Genomic DNA, 17217 nt, shown 5'->3' on the forward strand with positions numbered 1-17217 from the left:
GCGACCGCGCCACCGGCTCAGAGCGCGTCGGCCGCCGCACGTCCGGCGGCGCGTCCGGAGAAGATGCACCCGCCCAAAAAGGTGCCTTCCAGTGCGTTGTAGCCGTGCACGCCGCCACCGCCGAAACCGGCCACCTCACCGGCCGCATACAGGCCTTCGATGGCTTGGCCGCCGTGGCCCAGGGCCCGCGACGCCAGATCGGTTTGGATGCCGCCCAACGTCTTTCGGGTCAACACGTGCAGTTTCACGCCGATCAGCGGGCCGGCGTCGGGGTCGAGGATGCGGTGCGGCGCGGCGGTACGCCCGATCCGATCACCCAGGTAGCGCCGCGAGTTGCGGATCCCCTGCACCTGGGCGTCCTTGCTGAACGGGTTGCCCACCTGCAGATCCCGGGCCGCGATCTGCGCGCGGATACCTGCCGGGTCCAGCAGCGGCTCACTGGTCAGCGCGTTCATCCGGCCGACGAGTTCCTCCAAAGTGCTGGCCACCACGAAGTCGGCGCCGCGCTGTTTGAACGCCTCCACCGGCGCCGGCGCGCCCTTGCTCAGCAACCGCTCACGCAGGAAGGCTTTGCGGTTCTTCGAGGTGATGTCCGGGTTTTGTTCGGACCCCGACAGCGCGAACTCCTTCTCGATGATCTTCTGGGTCAAGATGAACCAGGAGTGGTCATACGGCGCGATGTCGGGGGTGGTGCGCAGATAGCGCAGCGTGCCCAGGGTGTCGTAGCCGGGCAGGAACGGCTCGGGCAACCGGCGACCCAGCGCGTCGAACCACATGGACGACGGCCCGGGCAGGATCCGGATGGCGTGGTTGGGCCAGATCGGAGCCCAATTCTGGATACCCTCGGTGTAGTGCCACATCCGGTCCCGGTTGACCAGCCGTATCCCGGAGTCGGCGGCGATGTCGAGCATGCGGCCGTCGACGTAGGCCGGCACCCCGGTGATCATCGACCCCGGCGGGGTGCCCATCCGCTCGGGCCAAAAGCGGCGGACGATCTCGTGGTTGCCGCCGATGCCGCCGGTGGTGATGACCACGGCCTGTGCCGACAACTCGAACTCCCCGACCACGTCGCGGTTGGACGCGACCCCGCGTGCGCCGTCGTCCGGCGCCAAAAGCGTGCCTTTGACTCCGGTCGCCGCGCCGGCGGTGAAGACCAGTTCATCGACGCGGTGCCGGTGATGAAAGGTCACCAGCCCGCGGGCGGCGGCTTGCTGCGCGGAGTTGACGAAGGGTTCGACGATGCCGGTGCCGGTCCCCCAGGCGACGTGAAACCGCGGCACCGAGTTGCCGTGTCCGGTCGCGGTGAGGTCCCCGCGTTCGGCCCACCCGACCGTGGGCAAAAACCTGATCCCCAGGTCGTGGAGATACCCGCGCTTGTCGCCGGCGGCGAACTCCACGTAGGCCCGCGCCCACCGGACCGCCCAGAGGTCCTCGTCGTCGAGGCGGTCGAACGCCGCGCTGCCCGACCAGTCATTCCAGGCCAGCTCGAAGGAGTCGTTGACCCCCAGGTGCCGCTGCTCGGGTGAGTCGACGAAAAAGATCCCGCCGAACGACCAGTACGCCTGACCGCCCAGGTTGGCGGCGTTCTCCTGGTCGACCAGGGCGACCTTCTTGCCACGGCGAGTCAGCTCATGGGTGGCGACCAGCCCGGCCAATCCGGCACCGATCACGATCACGTCAGCGTCCATCGACAACTTCTCCTCCGCTTCCGGCACCTGGTACCGCCACCGGCACGCTGTCGATACGATAATGTATCGGATACGGTTCTGCATATACGGGGTGAGCGATGGTATCGAAGATCACGTCCGCGGCCGGCAAGCCGGCCCGGGTCACCAAGCGCCGCGCCGAGACCCGGGCGCGGTTGCTGGAGGCCGCCTACCGGGTATTCGCCGACAAGGGATTCGGGAAGGTCCGCATAGACGAGGTGTGCACCGCGGCCGGCTACACCCGGGGCGCGTTCTATTCGCAGTTCGACACCCTCGACGAGCTGTTCTTCACCCTGTATGACGAGCGGGCGGCGCTGATCGCCGAGCAGGTCAGCGGCGCCATCGTCGCCACCGACGACGGGTTGGGTGTGGATTCGGCGATCGAGCGGGCCGCGGCCACCCTGCTGCTCGACCGGGACTGGCTCTTGGTGAAGACGGACTTTCTCATGCACGCCGCCCGCAATCCCGATGTCGCGCAACGGCTGATGTTGCACCGGCGGCAACTGCGCGAGGCGATCGAACAGCGCCTGGCCGGGGCCGGTGTCGAGCCACCCGAGCCGTTCGGCAGCGTGCGTGACGTCGCGCGCGCCGTGGTGGCCGCCTACGACGGGGTCACCGTGCAACTGCTCCTCGACAACGACCTCGCCGCCGCGCGGACGTGGCTCAGCCAACTGCTGACCGCGGTGCTGCACTGACCCAAAGCCTGATCATCTAGTCAGTACAGCCGCATTACCTCGTTGACAGTAGGACACAACACTGCCACAGTGTTTGATCGAGCGATCAGTTTTGGTCGAGGTGCGATCAGAGAGGCGGGTTATGGCGGGACGGGTCGAGGGCAAGGTCGCCTTCATTACGGGTGCGGCGCGTGGGCAGGGCCGCAGTCATGCGGTGCGGCTAGCGCAGGAAGGCGCCGACATTATCGCGATCGACGTCTGCCAGCCGATCAGCAGCAACACCGAGATTCCCCCGTCCACCCCCGACGACCTGGCCGAAACCGCCGACCTGGTCAAGGCGGAGAACCGGCGCATCGTCACCGCGGAGGCCGACGTTCGCGACTACGCCGCGGTGAAAGCCGCCGTGGACGGCGGCGTCGAACAGCTGGGCCGACTCGACATCATCGTGGCCAACGCCGGTATCGGCAACGGGGGCAACACGCTGGACAAGACCAGCGAGCGGGACTGGCAGGACATGATCGACGTCAACCTGTCCGGCGTCTGGAAGACCGTCAAAGCCGGTGTGCCGCACCTGCTGTCCGGCGGGCGCGGCGGGTCGATCGTATTGACCAGTTCGGTCGGCGGACTCAAGGCCTACCCGCACACCGGCCATTACATCGCCGCCAAACACGGGGTGGTCGGCCTGATGCGCTCCTTCGCGGTCGAACTCGGCCAGCACCACATCCGGGTCAACTCGGTGCACCCCACCAACGTCAACACCCCGATGTTCATGAACGAAGGGACGATGAAGCTGTTTCGGCCCGACCTGGACAACCCGGGGCCCGACGATATGGCGGTGGTCGCGCAGCTGATGCACGTGCTGCCCGTCGGCTGGGTCGACGCGGTCGACATCAGCAATGCGGTGCTGTTCCTGGCATCCGACGAGGCTCGCTATATCACCGGTGTCCCGCTGCCCGTCGACGCCGGGAGCATGTTGAAGTAACCGCTACGCCCGCTGCTTCGACGGGGAGGCGAACCGGGCGATGTAGCGCTCCATGAACGCGCGCAGTTCCTGGTGGCCGGCGGTGACACCGACCGCGGTTTCGTTGCACATGCTGCGCGCGGTCTGGGTCAGCAGCATCGAGATGACCACGGGCGGATACTCCTCGAGGTCGACACCGTTGGCGCGCAGCGCGACGGTGGCCGCGGCGGTCTCGATGTCGCGGACCCGCTCGGCATAGGCCTTGAGTTCGGCGCCGATCGCCTTGCGGTGGTTGGCCAGCGCCATGAACTCGGTGTACAGGCTGGAGAACCGCGCGTCGCTGTTGATCAGCCACAGCGCCCGCAGCGGGTCGTCGTCGGTGATCGCCTGGCGCATCTGGGCCAGGGAGGCGTCGGCGCCGGCGCGCAGCACCTCCACGAACAGGTCGTCCATGGTGGCGAAGTAGTAGTACACCAACGCCGGCTTGACGCCGGCCAGGGCCGCCACCCGACGTGACGTGGCCGCCGCGTAGCCCTCATCGCGCATGATTTGAGCGGTCGCCTCCATCAGGCGGCGACGGGCGCCCTCGTGTTTGTCATTGCCCTTCGGGGAACCAGCCATACCAGCATTGTGCCTGACAACAGCCGGATACCGGGAACGGCCGGACCGCCCTTGACCGGTCGTCACGGGGCATGATAGGCATGTCCTACGCTCGCAATTTGAGCAGTCGATCAGTTTTTTGAGGATCATCATGCGGCGGGAGCCCACCGCTGGATTCAGAAAGGCCCAGACTTCCGTGACCGATCTCGCGTCCGTGGACTACTTCTCCGACGAGGCCGTCGCCCAGGACCCCTATGCGTACTACGAGTACCTGCGCAGCCAGGGCCCGGTGTTTCGCGAACCGCACCACGGGGTGGTGGCCATCACCGGGTACCGGGAGGTGCTGGCGGCGTTCAAAGACACCGATTCGTTCTCGGCGTGCAATGCGATCGGCGGACCCTTTCCGCCGTTGCCGTTCGAGCCCGAGGGTGACGACATCACCGCGCAGATCGAGGCGCACCGCCACCTGTTCCCCATCTTCGAGCACATGGTGGTGATGGACCCGCCGGCTCATGAGCGTGCCCGTTCACTGCTGAACAAGCTGTTAACCCCGCGGCGGCTCAAGGAGAACGAGGACTACATGTGGCAGCTGGTCGATCACCAGCTCGACGAGTTCATCGCCAACGGGCGCTGCGAGTTCCTCGCCGAATACGCCAAACCGTTCGCCACCCTGGCGATCACCGACCTGCTGGGCGTGCCGGAGGAGGACCGCGCCGAAATCCGGCTGGCACTGGGCGCCGGCAAACGGCCGGGCAGCCGAGTCGGCGCGCTCAACGGTGAACCCGTGGGCGTGAACCCGTTGCAGTACCTAGACGACAAGTTCAGTGCCTATATCGCCGAACGGCGTCGTCAGCCCCGCGAAGACGTACTCAGCAGCATGGCGGCCGCCACCTATCCCGACGGGTCGAGCCCGGAGCTGCTCGACGTGGTCCGCCCGGCCACGTTCTTGTTCGCGGCCGGCCAGGAGACCGTCACCAAACTGCTCAGCGCCGCCGTGCAGACCTTGGGTGATCGACCCGACTACCAGCAACGGCTGCGCGACAACCGCGAGCTGATCCCGGCGTTCATCGAGGAAGCGTTACGGATTCAGAGCCCCACCAAGATCGACTTCCGGCTCGCCCGCAAGACCACCACGCTCGGGGGTGTACACATTCCGGCGGGCACGGTGGTGATGCTGTGCCTGGGTGCGGCCAACCGGGATCCCAACAAGTTCGACGAGCCGGACCAATTCCGCCTGGACCGCAAGAACGTTCGGGAGCACATCGCGTTCGGCCGCGGTATCCACACCTGCGCGGGCGCTCCCCTGGCCCGCGTCGAGGGGCGGATCACCATCCACCGCCTGCTGGATCGGATGCGGGACATCACTATCAGCGAGGCCGCGCACGGCCCGGCCGGCGATCGGCGCTACCGCTACGAGCCGACGTTCTTGTTGCGCGGACTGACCGAACTGCACATCGAGTTCACCCCGGCCTGACCGCCGGGACCCCGCCGTTGAGATTGCGGCCAGGGCTGTGCTTCGGCCCTCAGATCGCAGCCCCTGGCGCAATCTCAACGCCCCGGTCAGCGCATGGCGATACGAATGTTCTTGATCTGCATGAACTCGTGCAACCCCGCCAGTCCCCCGGTCCGCCCGAACCCGCTCTGCTTGTAGCCGCCGTACGGTCCTTGCGGTGCGATGTCGCTGAACTGGTTGACCCACACCGACCCGGCCTCCAGCTGGCGCGCTACCCGGTGCGCCCGGGTGAGGTCTGATGTCTGCACGAAAGCGTTCAAGCCGTACGGCGTGTCGTTGGCGATGCGCACCGCTTCGGTTTCATCACGAAACCGGATGATCGACAGCACCGGTCCGAACGTCTCGGTTTGGGCCAGCGCCGACGCGTTGTCGACTCCGCCAAAGACGGTTGGTTCGATGTAGTAGCCGTGCGCGAGTTCACCGGCCATCCGCTTGCCGCCGATCAGCAGCTCACCGGCGCCGTCGGCCACCGCCTCGTGGATGGTGGCGAGGATGCGGTCCGTGGCGGGGTGGCTGATCACCGGCCCGAACACCACCTGCGGGTCGAACGGATCGCCGACCTTCGCGGCGCCGATGATGCCGACGAACCGGTCGACGAACGCGTCGTACACCGAGTCGTGCACCAAAACCCTGCTCGCGCAGGCACAACTCTGCCCGGACTGCATGAGCGGTCCCTGATGCGCGGACAGCATAGCCGCGGCGTCCAGATCGGCGTCGTCGAAGATGATGTTGGCCGATTTGCCGCCGAGTTCTGTCACCACCGGGGTCAGATTCGTCGCAGCGGCCTGCAGAACCTTGCGGGCGGTTGCATCACCGCCGGTGAAGTGAATCTTGCGGATACCTCGGTGACGCACCAGGGCGTCGCCGCCATCCGGCCCGGCGGGGACCACGTTCACCAATCCCGGCGGCAGCCCCGCATCCAGGCACAGTTCGCCGAACCGCAGCGCCGCCAGTGGCGCCAACTCCGACGGCTTGAGGACGACGGCGTTACCGGCGGCCAGCGCCGGGGCGACGCAGGACGCCGTCACCGCCAGCGCGCCGTTCCAGGGGGTGATGACCCCGACCACCCCGTAGGGCTCCCGCTCGACCAGATTGACGTCGAAGGACCCGGTGACCGGTGTGCTCAGCCCGTGCGGCTTATCGACGTAACCGGCGAAATGGCGCAGGAACCGTTCCAGTAGCAAGGCGGTGCCGGCGAACGAAATCGGAACCGCATAGTCGTGCACGTTGAGCGCCGCAAGCTCGTCGAGGCTGTCATGCACGGCGTCGGCCACATCGATCAGCAGATCGCGGCGCCGGTCCACCGTCAGCGACATCCAGTGCCGATGCGCCTCCCACGCCGAGGTCACCGCGCGGTCGATCTCGGCTGCACCCGCCAGCACGACCGTCGCGTTGGGTGCACCGGTGGCCGGGTAGATGTGCTGGTGCGACGGGCCCGACGATGCGGTAACCCGCTCGCCGCCTATCAATAACCCGACCGGGTCCCCCGATAGCTGCGGCGGGGCGGTCGCGCTGCTGGTCATCGCGCTGCCTCGGCCTCGGCCGCCCACTCGGCGAGCACCCGTTGCTTCTGCTCATCGATCACCTGCAGCAGCCGCGAGGCCTTGGGCCAGCCGTAGTAGGCGCCGAATTGCAAAGCCACCTCGTCCATTTCGTCGAACGACACGTCGCGACTCTTGAGCGCGGCGTATACGTGGCTAAGGATTGGATAGGGGGCGTCCTGGAACGCCACGCACGCCACGGTGATCAGGCGGCGCTCTTTCATGCCCAACCCGGGCCGCAGCCACATCTCGCCGAACACGAAGTTCAGGATCCCCGCACCGGAATACGGGTTGTCGCGGATCGGTGCGAAGGGCAGGCAGTTGATGTCCTTGAACGACTGCTCACCCACCGCCAGCCGGGCCTCGGGGTCGCTCGGGGTCACCAGCGGCAGCAACGGTTGCGGCGGCGGCACCGCCTGACCACGCTCGGTATGGATGCGTTCCCACTGCGCGTCGACCGTCATGTTGAACTGCGACGCCTTGGGCCAGCCGCCGTACACCGCGAAATGCAGGACCGTTTCCTGCATCTCGGTGATCGACACCTCCCCGCTGTGTAGCGCGGCGTAGACGTGATCCCGCAGCGGCTCTTCGGCGTCGGCGGCGGCCACGCAGGGCAGCGTGACGAACCACCGTTCCCGACGGCTCAACCCCGGCCGCTGCCACACCTGGGCGAAGACGAAGTTGAGCAGGGTCGCGGTCACCGGTGTCGCATCGGGAGCCGGGACGGACATCAACTCGGCGTAGGCGCGCTCACCGCACCCCGCCTCACCGGATCGTGACACCGGCATCCACCTTGAACTCCAACCCGGTCACGTGTCGGGACTCGTCGGAGACCAGGAACAGCACCGCATTGCTGACGTCGCGGGCCTCTGTCATCACTATCGGCAGCGCGTTCTGGAAGATCGGGCCCAGATCGGCGCGGTCCCCATGCAGCAGCGCGTGCAGCGCGTCCGGCCGCATCCCGGTCTCCACCCCGGTGGGATGCACGGTATTGACCCGAACATTCGCCGCGGCAAGCTCATTGGCCAGCGCACGGCTCATGCCGACCACGCCGTGCTTGGACGCGGTGTAGGGGGTGTGCAGCGGGCTGCCCTTCAGCCCGGCCACCGAGCTGATGTTGATCAGGCTGCCACCGTGCTCGACCAGATGCGGCAGCGCGGCCGAGCAGGTGTTCCACACCCCGATCAGGTTGATGTCGACGACGGTGCGCCACTGCTCGGCGGTGGTGGTGTCCCAGGCTCCGCCGGTGATCACCCCGGCGTTGGCCACCGAAGCGTCCAGGCCGCCCAGTTGAGCGACGCCGTCGTCGACCGCGGCCCTCATCGCGGCCGCGTCACGCACGTCGACGACATGGGTGATCCCGCGGCGCCCCTGCTTCTCGACCAGCCGGGCCGTCTCCTCGAGGTCCTCGCGGGAGGCCAGCGGGTACTCCAGCTCGGGCAGCGACGCGCAGATGTCGACCAGGATGAGGTCGGCGCCTTCCTCGGCTAGCCGCACCGCGTGGCTGCGGCCCATCCCCCGCGCGGCGCCGGTCACCAGCACCCGTTTGCCGGCGACCCGACCCGTCGTCGCGCTCATAGCTTGTTGCAGAAGCCGGCGTCGACCGGGAACGTCACCCCGGTGACGTACTTGGCCTCATCGGATACCAGGTAGGCGATCGCGGCGCTGATGTCCTCGGGCTCAAGCAATTGCACTGGCAGCGGATTCTGCAGATGCGGGCCGCCGTCGGGGTAGTTCTCCAGGAACGACGTCATGGCGGGATTGACCGCCATCATCGTGTTCACCGCGGTCGGGTGCACGGTGTTGACCCGAATGCTGTGCGGCGCCAGCGCATTGGCCAGCGTGCGCATCAGCCCGACGAGGCCGTGCTTGGACGCCGCATACCCCAGCCCGCCGCCCTGCAGGCCGCCAAAACCCCGGAGCCCGGCCGTCGAGCTGGTGAAAACGATCGACCCACCCCGCTCCCCCGCGATCAGGTGCGGGATCGCCGCCTTGGCCGTGTGAAACGCGCCTACCAAGTTGACGTTGAGCACGTCCGTCCACTGTTCGAGATCTTCGTCGAGGGTCAGCTCGCGAAACGCCATGGACGCGATTCCGGCGTTCGCGCAGACGATGTCCAGTCGCCCGAAATGCTGTACCCCGGCATCGAGCGCGGCCTTGAGTTGGTGGAAGTCACGGACGTCGGCGACCGCGCCGACCATCTTGCCGCCGGCGGCCTCCACCAACGCGACGGTTTCGTCGAGTTCCTCGCGGCTGGCCATCGGGTAGCCGTTGGACGCGATGTCGGCACAGATGTCCACCCCGATGATGTCGGCGCCGTCGGCGGCTAACCGCTCGGCGTGGCTGCGGCCCTGCCCGCGCGCGACACCGGTGATGAAGGCGACCTTGCCCGCCAATGAACCCATGGATCCTCGCTTCGTTGCGGTGGCCGCCGCGGCGGCCGGACATGAGATGTGTAACCCCGTTACACCCCCGTACGGTAACCTGGTTACACGCCGACGGCAAGGGGGTACGTATGTCTACCGCTGAGGTGAGCAAGCGCGATGCGTCGGTGCCCTCGGACCGGATCCTCGATGCCGTGGTGGACCTGTTGGAGACCGAGGGCTACGACGCCGTGCAACTGCGCGAAGTGGCGCGTCGAGCCCGCACCTCGCTGGCCACCATCTACAAGCGCTACGCCACTCGCGACGAGCTGATCCTGGCCGCACTGGAGGCCTGGATGCAGCAGCACCGGTACGCAAAACTGGTCCGGCACACCCGGCTGCCGGACGAGTCCCTCTATGTCGGCCTGATGCGGCTGCTGCGCACGCTGTTCGAGCCGTGGGAGCGGCATCCCGGCATGCTCAAGGCCTATTTTCGGGCGCGCGCGGCACGCGGTGGGGAAAAGCTGGTGCGGCGCGGCCTGGATGCCGTCGTCCCCGCCGCCTTGGAGGTGCTCGCGGGCGTCGATGAGGGGTTCATCCGCGACCTCGACAACATCGTGTCCAGCCTGGTCTATGGCCTGTCGGGCCGCTTCGCCGCCGGGGAGATCGCCATCACCGAGATCCTGCCCAGCCTCGATCGCACCGTCTACTGGCTGACGACCGGCTACGAGGCCGCGCACCCGCGCCGCTGAGTCGGTTCAACGCAGCTCCTGGAGGCGGATTAGATTGCCCGCGGTCGCGAACCCGGCGCAGTCGCACGAGGTCATCAAGGCGCTGCGCCGAGACGGGTGTGCCGCTCACCTACGGAATCGTGCCACGCCGCGGCGGCTACCCGGGCCGGGCCATGCCAGCGCGGTCAGACCGCCCAGGTCGACGGGCGGGTGGCAGCGGAGCGGACCGGCTGGTGGCGGTGGCTGAGCAAAAATCGGAGCCAGCGAACGTCGATCAACATTTTTCCGTATTCCTTTGTTTAAGCGGTCTTGTGGAGTAGGGGCAGCAGCCGCCGGCGGGCGAGGATGCCGTCCAGGAAGTAGTTCAGCGCTTCGGGCACCGTGTCGGTGACCGCGTAGGTGTCCTGTTCACCGTGGGTGCGCAGCACCTCGTCGACCGGCTGGCCGGCGACCAGGCACCAGTCCACCCCGATCACGTGGCACGCCTCGTCGACGGCCCGCAGTAGTGAGATGGCCTGCGCCGGAAGGGCGCGCACGTTGCTGAGGTCGAGCACGAAAGGCTTCTCGGGAAGAACGAAGCGCGTGGCGTACTGGGTGACCCGGTCAAGGTTGGCCGGGTGAATGTCACCGCTGACCGTGACCACCGTGGCCAGTTGGCGGCACTGCGCCCGCATCTCGGCGCCGTCGCACTCGAAGACCGGGTTGCCGTATCGGTAGGCGAACCGCCGAGCTGTGTTGGCGTTCATGGACGTCATCACGATCCCCTCCCCTCCTGTCCCCGAGGCTGTCGCCTCGATCTGCAACCCAAGCTAAGGGGCCAATTTAAGGCGGCAGGGAGTAGCCAGTAATACTTCGGTAAGAACCGATTTTGGCCGGTCAGCAGAGCGTTGAAGGCCCGAACTGCTGTCTTGAAGGGCCGCCCCGTAAGGGATAATTTGCCTTTTGTGTCCACGCTGATGGAGATGGCCCGCGCCGAGCGCGGCGACCTTGCCGCGTTCCTGGCCACGCTGAGCCCCGAGCAGTGGACCGCACCCAGCCTGTGCGCGGGATGGACCGTCAAAGACGTTGTCGCCCATATGATCAGCTACGAAGAGCTCCACGTCCTCGGACTGATCAAGCGATTCGCCAAGGGCCGGGTGGTGCACGCGAACCAGGTCGGCGTCGACGAGTTCAGCTCGCTGACACCGCAGCAACTGCTCGAATTCCTCAATAACCACCTGCACCCGCGCGGGCTCACCGCCGGGTTCGGCGGCATGATCGCGCTGGTCGATGGCACCATTCACCATCAGGACATCCGTCGGCCACTCGGCCAGCCCCGCACCATTCCCGCCGACCGGCTGCAGCGGGTGCTGCAATTGGTGCCCGGCAATCCGCGGCTGGGCGCCGGGCGGCGCATCCGCGGCCTGCACCTCCACGCCACCGACGTCAACTGGACGCACGGCAGCGGCGGCCCCGAAGTCATCGGGACCGGTGAAGCGCTGCTGTTGGCGATGACCGGCCGGCGCAGCGTCGTCGACGAACTCAGCGGCGCCGGCGTACCGGTGCTGGCCGGGCGACTATGAGTGGCGCGGTTCACCAGCACCGGCCGCGTGCACCGCGCCGGCGGCCTTCCGGACCAACGGGTACACCGCGACCAGCGAGGCCACGCCCAACGGCCAACCCATGACCATCCTCGCCACGGCGAGCCAGTCAACGCTGCCGGCGTGGTACAGCATCCCCTGCACGGCGAAGCGCGCAACGTTGACGGCCGCTCCGATCAGGGTCGCCCAGCTGTAGGCCCGCACCGCGGCCTCCGTGCTGCGCCACCGTCCGCCGTGGCCGAGGACCCAACCCCACACGTAGCCGGCCAGCGGGCGGCGCACCAGCACCGAGCCCAACCCCGCGACGGCATTGCCCAGGCTCGACCAGATCCCCACCGCGTAATAGTCCTTGGCATCGCCCAGGCCCAGGGCGATCAGCAACGAGACGGTCACCATCGCCAAGCCAATCAGCGCACCCCGGGTGCGACGCCGCCGGACGACCTGCCACACCACCAGCGACGCCGACACCACAAATGCCGCCACCGCCGCCGCGAACAATCCGGCCATGGTCGTCAAGATCGCGAACACCGCCGTCGGGACCACGGCTTGGACCAGCGCGGCAACGCCGCCCATGCGGTCGACCGCCAGCCGCCACAGCGCCGGCTGGTCCCCGCCGTCGGTGGATTTGCGCCGCGCAGCGGCCAGGCCCGGCTTCATCACTCGGTGCGCGGTTCGAAGTCGCCGGCGAGGTATTGGGCTCGGCAGGCCTGGTGGGCCAGCTTGCCGCTGGTGGTGCGGGGAATCACGCCGGCGGGCACCAGCCGCACGTCGGCCAGCGCCAGCGCGTGGCGCCGCGACACCGCGGCCCGGATGGCGTCGACCACCGGTGCCTGCTGGATGCGGCCCGCGCCGGTGGCTCGCTCGGCGATGACGACCACCCGTTCACCGCCGTCGCCGGCGCCGGCAGTCGGCACCGCGTCGGCGGGCACCGAGAACGCCGCCACGTAGCCGGATCGCACCGCCGGCGAGGCCTGCGAGACGGTTTCCTCGATGTCCTGCGGATAGTGGTTGCGGCCGTCGATGATGATCAGGTCCTTGATCCGACCGGTGATATAGAGCTCGCCGTCGAGGTAGACGCCCAGGTCGCCGGTGCGGAGCCACAGGCCGCTCACCGCGGCGCCGTCGGCGTGACTGCCCTGCTCCAGCCGCACCTGCAGCTTGTTCCGGAACACCTGTTCGGTCTCGCGCTCCCGGCCCCAGTAGCCACGTCCGATGTTGTCTCCGTGCAGCCAGATCTCCCCGACCACCCCGTCGGGCAGTTCGGCCGCGGTCTCGGGGTCGGCGATCACCGCCCACTGGCTGCAGATCGGCTGACCGCACGACACCAGGGTCACCGCGCCCGGCGCGTCGGGCGCGACCGGCACCGCCCGGTCGGCGCCGAGCTGCTCGCGGTCGAGGTAGACCGCGCTGGGCCGAGCGTTGGCGGCGATGCTGGCGACGGACAAGGTGGCCTCGGCCATGCCGTACGACGGCTTCACCGCGGTCGGCGGCAACCCGTAGGGCTCGAATGCCTCGGTGAACCGGTCGATGGCCGCCATGGTCACCGGCTCCGAGCCGTTGAGCAGACCGACCACATTGCTGAGGTCAAGGGTGTCGCCCTGGGGCGGCAGGCCGCGCTGGGCGGCGAGCTCGAAGGCGAAGTTGGGCGCGGCGGCGAAGGTGCGTCCGTGCGCCGATTCGGCGGCCAGCTCCTTGATCCAGCGGTACGGGCGCCGCACGAACGCCATCGGGGACATCAAGGTGATGTAGTGCCCGAACAGCACCGGGTACATGATCATCATCAGGCCCATGTCGTGGTACAGCGGCAGCCAGCTGACGCTGCGGACGTTGAGGTCCAGGCCGCCGGCGATGATCATCTGCAGCACGTTGGTACACACCGCCCGGTGGGTGATCTCGACGCCGGCCGGGGTTCGGGTCGAGCCCGACGTGTACTGCAGGTAGGCGACGTCCTCGGTGTCCAGCGCCACCGGGGTGAACGTCGCCCCCACCGCATCCGGGACCGCGTCGACGGCGATGACGCGGGGACGTCGCTGCGGCGGCAGCTTGCGCAGGAAGGCCCCGACGGACTCGGCCGCGGCGGTGGTGGTGAGCACGACGGCGGGACGCGCGTCGGCCAACACCGCGTCGAGGCGCTCGGCGTGGCCGGCCAGCTCCGGTGCGAACAGCGGGACGGCGATGTTTCCGGCGTGGATGGCCGCGAAAAAGCTAACGACGTAGTCGACACCCTGGGGCGCCAGGACCGCCACCCGGTCACCCGGTTGGGTCACCTGCTGCAGCCGCGCCGCGGTTGCCCGCAGCCTGGCCCCGAACGCGGTCCAGGTCAGTTCGACGACCTGGCCGTCGCGCTCGCGGGTGTAGTCCAGATAGCGATACGCCGGGGTGTCCCCGAACGTGGCGATATGACGATCCAAGTAGGTGGTTAGCGTGGCGCCATCGGGCAAAACGATGTTTCCCGAGGAGTCAAGGACATTGTCGATTGTCATTTCAGCGACAGAGTCCTTGTCGCACACCGGAACCCGACCCATACCAGGGACAATAGTAGAGAAGCTAATAAGCTGCGCACCCCGCCGGACGTGGCCCTGATCACTGTCCCAGTCGGGTGTTAGCTGCATCTCCGGGGTATGGTCCCTGGTCTGTTGAAATCAAAACGTTAGATGTACTATTCAGCCCATGAAGATGAGGCTTGCCGCCGCGACCGCCGCTGCCTTTGCTGTCGCCCTCGCCGCACCCGCGCACGCCGACCCGGATACCGATTTCGCCGCGGAACTGCAGGGCTACGGCATCTACGGCCCCCGCGACTACAACGCGTGGCTGGGCAAGCTGGTGTGCAAGCGGATGGACCGGGGCGTCGACTCCGATGCCAACAAGTCGGTGCACTTCGCGCTCACCAACTTGCCGAAGGGCACCACCAACCCGCAGGCGTGGCAATTCGTCGGCGCCGCGGCCAACACCTACTGCCCCGAGCACTTGCCGGACCTGGGCAGGACTGCCGGCCCGCAAGGCTAGCCTCGACGCTGCCCGTAGCGGCGTCGGAACTTTTCGACTTGCCCCGCGCTGTCAACGATGCGCCGGTCACCGGTCCAAAACGGGTGCGAATCGGCGGTGATCTCCGCGACCACCAATGGATAGGTCTGCACACCCTGCGCCGCCGGCCAGTCGATGGTGCGGGTACTGGTCACCGTTGAGCGGGTGAGGAACTCCGCGCCGGTGGTGGCGTCCCGAAAGACCACGGGGTGGTAGTCGGGGTGAATGCCGTGTTTCATGGCTGGTCTCCTTCGTGGCCGGTGGTCAGCGAGCGGTCTTCTTTGGTGTCGGCGAGGGCGTCGCACGGGTCGGTGTGCCAGTCGCCGAACGGGTCCGGGTAGGCGGCCCACTCCTCGGGGGCCAGCAGTTCCTCGTCAGTGAGCAGCGCACCGCGCAGGCCGTCGAGGATCTCGGCGGGTCGGGCACCGCACACCAGGATGGTCATCGCAGTGTGTCGATCCCCGTGGCGGTACTCCCACATCAGGTCGGCGAAGATGCGGCGTTCCGGCTCGACGTAGGCGACCTCCGACGACGACATGGCGGCCAGCCATTTGCCCGCCGAGCTGACCCGCAGTCCTCCGCCGGCCGATTCCAGCCACATGACTTGGTCGTTTTGGCTGGCCAGCCAGAGCCTTCCGCGGCTACGGATTACCCCGTCCAGCAGCAGATCGATGGCGGTGTGCAGGCGCTGCGGATGAAACGGGCGGCGGGCGTTGAACTCGACCAATTGCACCGGGCCGTCGGCATCCAGGACTGGCTCGCCGGCCAGCAGCGGCGCGTGGGGCTGGTCGTTGCGGCCTTGCCGCGCGTTGGGGTGCAGGTCGGCCAGGGTGTGCTCGATGCGGTTGCCGTCCGGGCAGATCCGGGCGCGCGGCGCCAGGCGGCGCAGCGTTGCCAGCACGGTCGGGTCCGAATCGCTGGACACCACGACGTCGGCGAACTCGGTCTGGCCGACCACCACCTGAGCCACGGTCCGGCCGTCGCCGACGTCGTCGTCGCCAAGCACCTGATCGAGCCAGTGCACCGTGTCCAGACAGGTGACGACGGCGGCGATGGCCACATCCCGCGCGGCGGGGCCGTCGACGTAACCCGGCCCGACCCGCACCGGCACCCGGTTGATCGCCCAGCAGATCGGTTGCGGTTCCAGCCAGGGGGCCAGGTGCACGACGATCCGATCGACGTCGGCGCGGCGGTGCAGCTTGCGCAACAGGATCAGCAGGTCGTTACGGATCGTGCAGGACACGCAGCCGTGCGCGAGTTCCAGCGCCGCGTCGGTGGTCATCAACACCCCGTCGCGCAAGCGCGCCAGGGTTCGGCGCACGACCTGGCCGTCGAATCGGTGCTCGACCAGCAGCGTGCCCGGGCTGCGCACCAGCGCGCCCACCACGGGATCGGTTTCGGTCTGGCCGGCTACCAGGATCACCGGAGTCCGCATCGCCCTCCTTATTGAGAATGGTTTTCATTTAGCCGGGTTTCACGCTACAGTGCCGGACAGCTCTTGTCGAAAACGATTTTCATTAAGAGGGAGGTTCCGCGTTGTCCGCGCACTGTCAGGTCACCGGTCGCACACCGAGCTTCGGTAACCGGGTGTCCCATTCGCATCGCCGCACCCGGCGCCGCTGGACACCCAACATTCAGCTCAAGACGTATTACCTGCCGTCGGAGGATCGCCGGATCAAGCTGCGGGTCAGCACCAAGGGCATCAAGGTGATCGATCGGGACGGGATCGAAGCCGTGGTCGCGCGGCTGCGCCGCGAAGGGCAGCGCATCTGATGGCGCGCACCGACATCCGCCCGCTGGTCAAGCTTCGCTCGACCGCCGGCACCGGCTACACCTACGTCACCCGCAAAAACCGGCGCAACGACCCGGACCGGCTGGTGTTACGCAAGTACGACCCGGTGATCCGCCGCCACGTCGAGTTCCGCGAGGAGCGTTGAGGATGGCCAAGAAATCGAAGGTGGTCAAAAACGACCGGCGTCGCGCAATCGTCGCGCGTTATGCCGAGCGTCGCGCCGAGCTCAAAGAGATCATCCGCTCACCCGCCAGTACCGCGGCGGAACGGCAGGCCGCACAAGCGCAGCTGGCCCGGCAACCACGGGACGCCAGCCCGGTGCGGCTGCGCAATCGCGACGCCGTCGACGGCCGGCCCCGCGGTCATTTGCGCAAGTTCGGGTTGTCCCGGGTCCGGGTCCGCGAGTTGGCCCACCGCGGCCAGCTGCCCGGTGTGCGGAAAGCGAGTTGGTAGGTGGCCGGCAAATCACGGCGCGTCCCTCGCGGCGCCCAGCCCGACGTCAAACGCGCCAAGAATCTGCTGGACAGCCTCGGGCTGAGCGCTGTCGATTACAAGGACGTCCCGACGCTGCGAATGTTTGTGTCCGACCGCGGCAAGATTCGGTCGCGGCGGGTCACCGGGCTGACCGTGCGCCAACAACGACAGGTCAGCACCGCGATCAAGAATGCGCGGGAAATGGCGCTGCTGCCATATCCCGGGCCGGCCGCACGCGGTTAGCGCAGGCGGTCGGCC

At 67.8% G+C, this 17217-nt stretch carries 21 protein-coding genes; 10 read left to right on the forward strand and 11 right to left on the reverse strand.

Annotation, left to right across the window (positions count from 1 at the left end; all coding sequences use genetic code 11):
* Positions 1 to 17 precede the first annotated feature (17 nt).
* Positions 18 to 1688, reverse strand: coding sequence for an FAD-binding dehydrogenase (locus BKN37_RS01380; protein WP_071020250.1), 1671 nt, complete (start codon positions 1686 to 1688; stop codon positions 18 to 20).
* Positions 1689 to 1786: 98 nt separating this feature from the next.
* Between BKN37_RS01380 and BKN37_RS01385 the strand changes: the two genes are divergently transcribed.
* Positions 1787 to 2401: a TetR/AcrR family transcriptional regulator gene (locus tag BKN37_RS01385; protein WP_071020094.1), complete on the forward strand. Its 615-nt coding sequence runs from the start codon at positions 1787 to 1789 to the stop codon at positions 2399 to 2401.
* Positions 2402 to 2522: 121 nt separating this feature from the next.
* The gene (locus tag BKN37_RS01390) at positions 2523 to 3362 is read left to right on the forward strand and encodes a mycofactocin-coupled SDR family oxidoreductase (protein WP_071020097.1); all 840 of its coding nucleotides are present in this window, start codon (positions 2523 to 2525) and stop codon (positions 3360 to 3362) included.
* Positions 3363 to 3365: 3 nt separating this feature from the next.
* Here the strand turns inward: BKN37_RS01390 and BKN37_RS01395 are convergent, their stop codons facing one another.
* Positions 3366 to 3962, reverse strand: coding sequence for a TetR/AcrR family transcriptional regulator (locus tag BKN37_RS01395; protein ID WP_071020101.1), 597 nt, complete (start codon positions 3960 to 3962; stop codon positions 3366 to 3368).
* Between the two features lie 175 nt (positions 3963 to 4137).
* Here BKN37_RS01395 and BKN37_RS01400 point away from each other — a divergent pair, with 175 nt between their 5' ends.
* Complete coding sequence (locus tag BKN37_RS01400; protein WP_071020104.1) at positions 4138 to 5415, forward strand: cytochrome P450; 1278 nt, start codon at positions 4138 to 4140, stop codon at positions 5413 to 5415.
* 86 nt (positions 5416 to 5501) lie between these two features.
* On the opposite strand, the gene BKN37_RS01405 is transcribed toward BKN37_RS01400, so the two are convergent.
* Genes BKN37_RS01405 through BKN37_RS01420 form a run of 4 tightly spaced genes read right to left on the reverse strand, consistent with a single transcriptional unit; the run spans position 5502 to position 9400 of the window.
* Positions 5502 to 6977, reverse strand: coding sequence for an aldehyde dehydrogenase family protein (locus BKN37_RS01405; protein WP_071020254.1), 1476 nt, complete (start codon positions 6975 to 6977; stop codon positions 5502 to 5504).
* Positions 6974 to 7783: a carboxymuconolactone decarboxylase family protein gene (locus tag BKN37_RS01410; protein ID WP_071020107.1), complete on the reverse strand. Its 810-nt coding sequence runs from the start codon at positions 7781 to 7783 to the stop codon at positions 6974 to 6976. Before BKN37_RS01410 ends, BKN37_RS01405 begins: the two co-directional genes overlap by 4 nt.
* Entirely contained in the window at positions 7761 to 8573 is an 813-nt protein-coding gene (locus tag BKN37_RS01415) for a mycofactocin-coupled SDR family oxidoreductase (RefSeq protein WP_071020109.1), read from the reverse strand. The genes BKN37_RS01410 and BKN37_RS01415 overlap by 23 nt, the downstream gene beginning before the upstream one ends.
* Positions 8570 to 9400: a mycofactocin-coupled SDR family oxidoreductase gene (locus BKN37_RS01420; protein WP_071020111.1), complete on the reverse strand. Its 831-nt coding sequence runs from the start codon at positions 9398 to 9400 to the stop codon at positions 8570 to 8572. The genes BKN37_RS01415 and BKN37_RS01420 overlap by 4 nt, the downstream gene beginning before the upstream one ends.
* A gap of 110 nt (positions 9401 to 9510) precedes the next feature.
* Between BKN37_RS01420 and BKN37_RS01425 the strand changes: the two genes are divergently transcribed.
* Positions 9511 to 10110, forward strand: a complete 600-nt coding sequence (locus tag BKN37_RS01425; protein ID WP_071020114.1) for a TetR/AcrR family transcriptional regulator — start codon at positions 9511 to 9513, stop codon at positions 10108 to 10110.
* Between the two features lie 278 nt (positions 10111 to 10388).
* On the opposite strand, the gene BKN37_RS01430 is transcribed toward BKN37_RS01425, so the two are convergent.
* Positions 10389 to 10844: an STAS domain-containing protein gene (locus tag BKN37_RS01430; RefSeq protein WP_071020117.1), complete on the reverse strand. Its 456-nt coding sequence runs from the start codon at positions 10842 to 10844 to the stop codon at positions 10389 to 10391.
* Between the two features lie 201 nt (positions 10845 to 11045).
* On the opposite strand from BKN37_RS01430, the gene BKN37_RS01435 reads away from it, so the two are divergent.
* The gene (locus BKN37_RS01435; protein ID WP_071020121.1) at positions 11046 to 11651 is read left to right on the forward strand and encodes a maleylpyruvate isomerase family mycothiol-dependent enzyme; all 606 of its coding nucleotides are present in this window, start codon (positions 11046 to 11048) and stop codon (positions 11649 to 11651) included.
* Here the strand turns inward: BKN37_RS01435 and BKN37_RS01440 are convergent.
* Positions 11646 to 12326 (reverse strand): DUF3159 domain-containing protein, encoded by a 681-nt coding sequence (locus tag BKN37_RS01440; protein ID WP_071020124.1) that lies wholly within the window; start codon positions 12324 to 12326, stop codon positions 11646 to 11648. The two genes, BKN37_RS01435 and BKN37_RS01440, sit on opposite strands and share 6 nt — an antisense overlap.
* Complete coding sequence (locus BKN37_RS01445; RefSeq protein ID WP_423212751.1) at positions 12326 to 14152, reverse strand: fatty acyl-AMP ligase; 1827 nt, start codon at positions 14150 to 14152, stop codon at positions 12326 to 12328. Before BKN37_RS01445 ends, BKN37_RS01440 begins: the two co-directional genes overlap by 1 nt.
* 187 nt (positions 14153 to 14339) lie before the next feature.
* On the opposite strand from BKN37_RS01445, the gene BKN37_RS01450 reads away from it, so the two are divergent.
* Positions 14340 to 14675 (forward strand): DUF732 domain-containing protein, encoded by a 336-nt coding sequence (locus BKN37_RS01450; RefSeq protein ID WP_071020130.1) that lies wholly within the window; start codon positions 14340 to 14342, stop codon positions 14673 to 14675.
* On the opposite strand, the gene BKN37_RS01455 is transcribed toward BKN37_RS01450, so the two are convergent.
* Both BKN37_RS01455 and mrf read right to left on the reverse strand, forming a co-directional pair.
* Positions 14672 to 14932 carry a type B 50S ribosomal protein L31 gene (locus BKN37_RS01455; RefSeq protein ID WP_071020134.1) on the reverse strand — a complete coding sequence of 87 codons (261 nt, stop codon included), beginning with the start codon at positions 14930 to 14932 and terminating at the stop codon, positions 14672 to 14674. The two genes, BKN37_RS01450 and BKN37_RS01455, sit on opposite strands and share 4 nt — an antisense overlap.
* Positions 14929 to 16128 (reverse strand): ribosome hibernation factor-recruiting GTPase MRF, encoded by a 1200-nt coding sequence (mrf, locus tag BKN37_RS01460; RefSeq protein WP_071020137.1) that lies wholly within the window; start codon positions 16126 to 16128, stop codon positions 14929 to 14931. The genes BKN37_RS01455 and mrf overlap by 4 nt, the downstream gene beginning before the upstream one ends.
* A gap of 101 nt (positions 16129 to 16229) precedes the next feature.
* Between mrf and rpmB the strand changes: the two genes are divergently transcribed.
* Genes rpmB through rpsR form a run of 4 tightly spaced genes read left to right on the forward strand, consistent with a single transcriptional unit; the run spans position 16230 to position 17202 of the window.
* Positions 16230 to 16466 carry a 50S ribosomal protein L28 gene (rpmB, locus tag BKN37_RS01465; protein WP_071020139.1) on the forward strand — a complete coding sequence of 79 codons (237 nt, stop codon included), beginning with the start codon at positions 16230 to 16232 and terminating at the stop codon, positions 16464 to 16466.
* A complete protein-coding gene (rpmG, locus tag BKN37_RS01470) occupies positions 16466 to 16630 on the forward strand; it encodes a 50S ribosomal protein L33 (protein WP_071020143.1) in 165 nt (54 codons plus the stop codon). The genes rpmB and rpmG overlap by 1 nt, the downstream gene beginning before the upstream one ends.
* A 2-nt stretch (positions 16631 to 16632) precedes the next feature.
* Positions 16633 to 16938 (forward strand): 30S ribosomal protein S14, encoded by a 306-nt coding sequence (gene rpsN / locus BKN37_RS01475; RefSeq protein ID WP_071020148.1) that lies wholly within the window; start codon positions 16633 to 16635, stop codon positions 16936 to 16938.
* Positions 16939 to 17202, forward strand: coding sequence for a 30S ribosomal protein S18 (rpsR, locus tag BKN37_RS01480; RefSeq protein WP_071020150.1), 264 nt, complete (start codon positions 16939 to 16941; stop codon positions 17200 to 17202).
* Positions 17203 to 17217 lie beyond the last annotated feature (15 nt).

This window comes from Mycobacterium talmoniae (assembly GCF_001854525.1).
In the GTDB taxonomy this organism is placed as follows: domain Bacteria; phylum Actinomycetota; class Actinomycetes; order Mycobacteriales; family Mycobacteriaceae; genus Mycobacterium; species Mycobacterium talmoniae.

What these genes read in the sequence shown, in the direction of transcription:
- BKN37_RS01440 (WP_071020124.1), bottom strand. Translation starts at nt 12,326, where the DNA reads ATGAAGCCGGGCCTGGCCGCTGCGCGGCGCAAATCCACCGACGGCGGG.
- BKN37_RS01420 (WP_071020111.1), bottom strand. Translation starts at nt 9,400, where the DNA reads ATGGGTTCATTGGCGGGCAAGGTCGCCTTCATCACCGGTGTCGCGCGC.
- BKN37_RS01405 (WP_071020254.1), bottom strand. Translation starts at nt 6,977, where the DNA reads ATGACCAGCAGCGCGACCGCCCCGCCGCAGCTATCGGGGGACCCGGTC.
- BKN37_RS01410 (WP_071020107.1), bottom strand. Translation starts at nt 7,783, where the DNA reads ATGCCGGTGTCACGATCCGGTGAGGCGGGGTGCGGTGAGCGCGCCTAC.
- BKN37_RS01445 (WP_423212751.1), bottom strand. Translation starts at nt 14,152, where the DNA reads ATGACAATCGACAATGTCCTTGACTCCTCGGGAAACATCGTTTTGCCC.
- BKN37_RS01430 (WP_071020117.1), bottom strand. Translation starts at nt 10,844, where the DNA reads ATGACGTCCATGAACGCCAACACAGCTCGGCGGTTCGCCTACCGATAC.
- rpsN (WP_071020148.1), top strand. Translation starts at nt 16,633, where the DNA reads ATGGCCAAGAAATCGAAGGTGGTCAAAAACGACCGGCGTCGCGCAATC.
- rpmG (WP_071020143.1), top strand. Translation starts at nt 16,466, where the DNA reads ATGGCGCGCACCGACATCCGCCCGCTGGTCAAGCTTCGCTCGACCGCC.
- BKN37_RS01450 (WP_071020130.1), top strand. Translation starts at nt 14,340, where the DNA reads ATGAAGATGAGGCTTGCCGCCGCGACCGCCGCTGCCTTTGCTGTCGCC.
- BKN37_RS01380 (WP_071020250.1), bottom strand. Translation starts at nt 1,688, where the DNA reads ATGGACGCTGACGTGATCGTGATCGGTGCCGGATTGGCCGGGCTGGTC.
- mrf (WP_071020137.1), bottom strand. Translation starts at nt 16,128, where the DNA reads ATGCGGACTCCGGTGATCCTGGTAGCCGGCCAGACCGAAACCGATCCC.
- BKN37_RS01435 (WP_071020121.1), top strand. Translation starts at nt 11,046, where the DNA reads ATGGAGATGGCCCGCGCCGAGCGCGGCGACCTTGCCGCGTTCCTGGCC.
- BKN37_RS01395 (WP_071020101.1), bottom strand. Translation starts at nt 3,962, where the DNA reads ATGGCTGGTTCCCCGAAGGGCAATGACAAACACGAGGGCGCCCGTCGC.
- BKN37_RS01415 (WP_071020109.1), bottom strand. Translation starts at nt 8,573, where the DNA reads ATGAGCGCGACGACGGGTCGGGTCGCCGGCAAACGGGTGCTGGTGACC.
- BKN37_RS01455 (WP_071020134.1), bottom strand. Translation starts at nt 14,932, where the DNA reads ATGAAACACGGCATTCACCCCGACTACCACCCCGTGGTCTTTCGGGAC.
- BKN37_RS01385 (WP_071020094.1), top strand. Translation starts at nt 1,787, where the DNA reads ATGGTATCGAAGATCACGTCCGCGGCCGGCAAGCCGGCCCGGGTCACC.
- BKN37_RS01425 (WP_071020114.1), top strand. Translation starts at nt 9,511, where the DNA reads ATGTCTACCGCTGAGGTGAGCAAGCGCGATGCGTCGGTGCCCTCGGAC.
- BKN37_RS01390 (WP_071020097.1), top strand. Translation starts at nt 2,523, where the DNA reads ATGGCGGGACGGGTCGAGGGCAAGGTCGCCTTCATTACGGGTGCGGCG.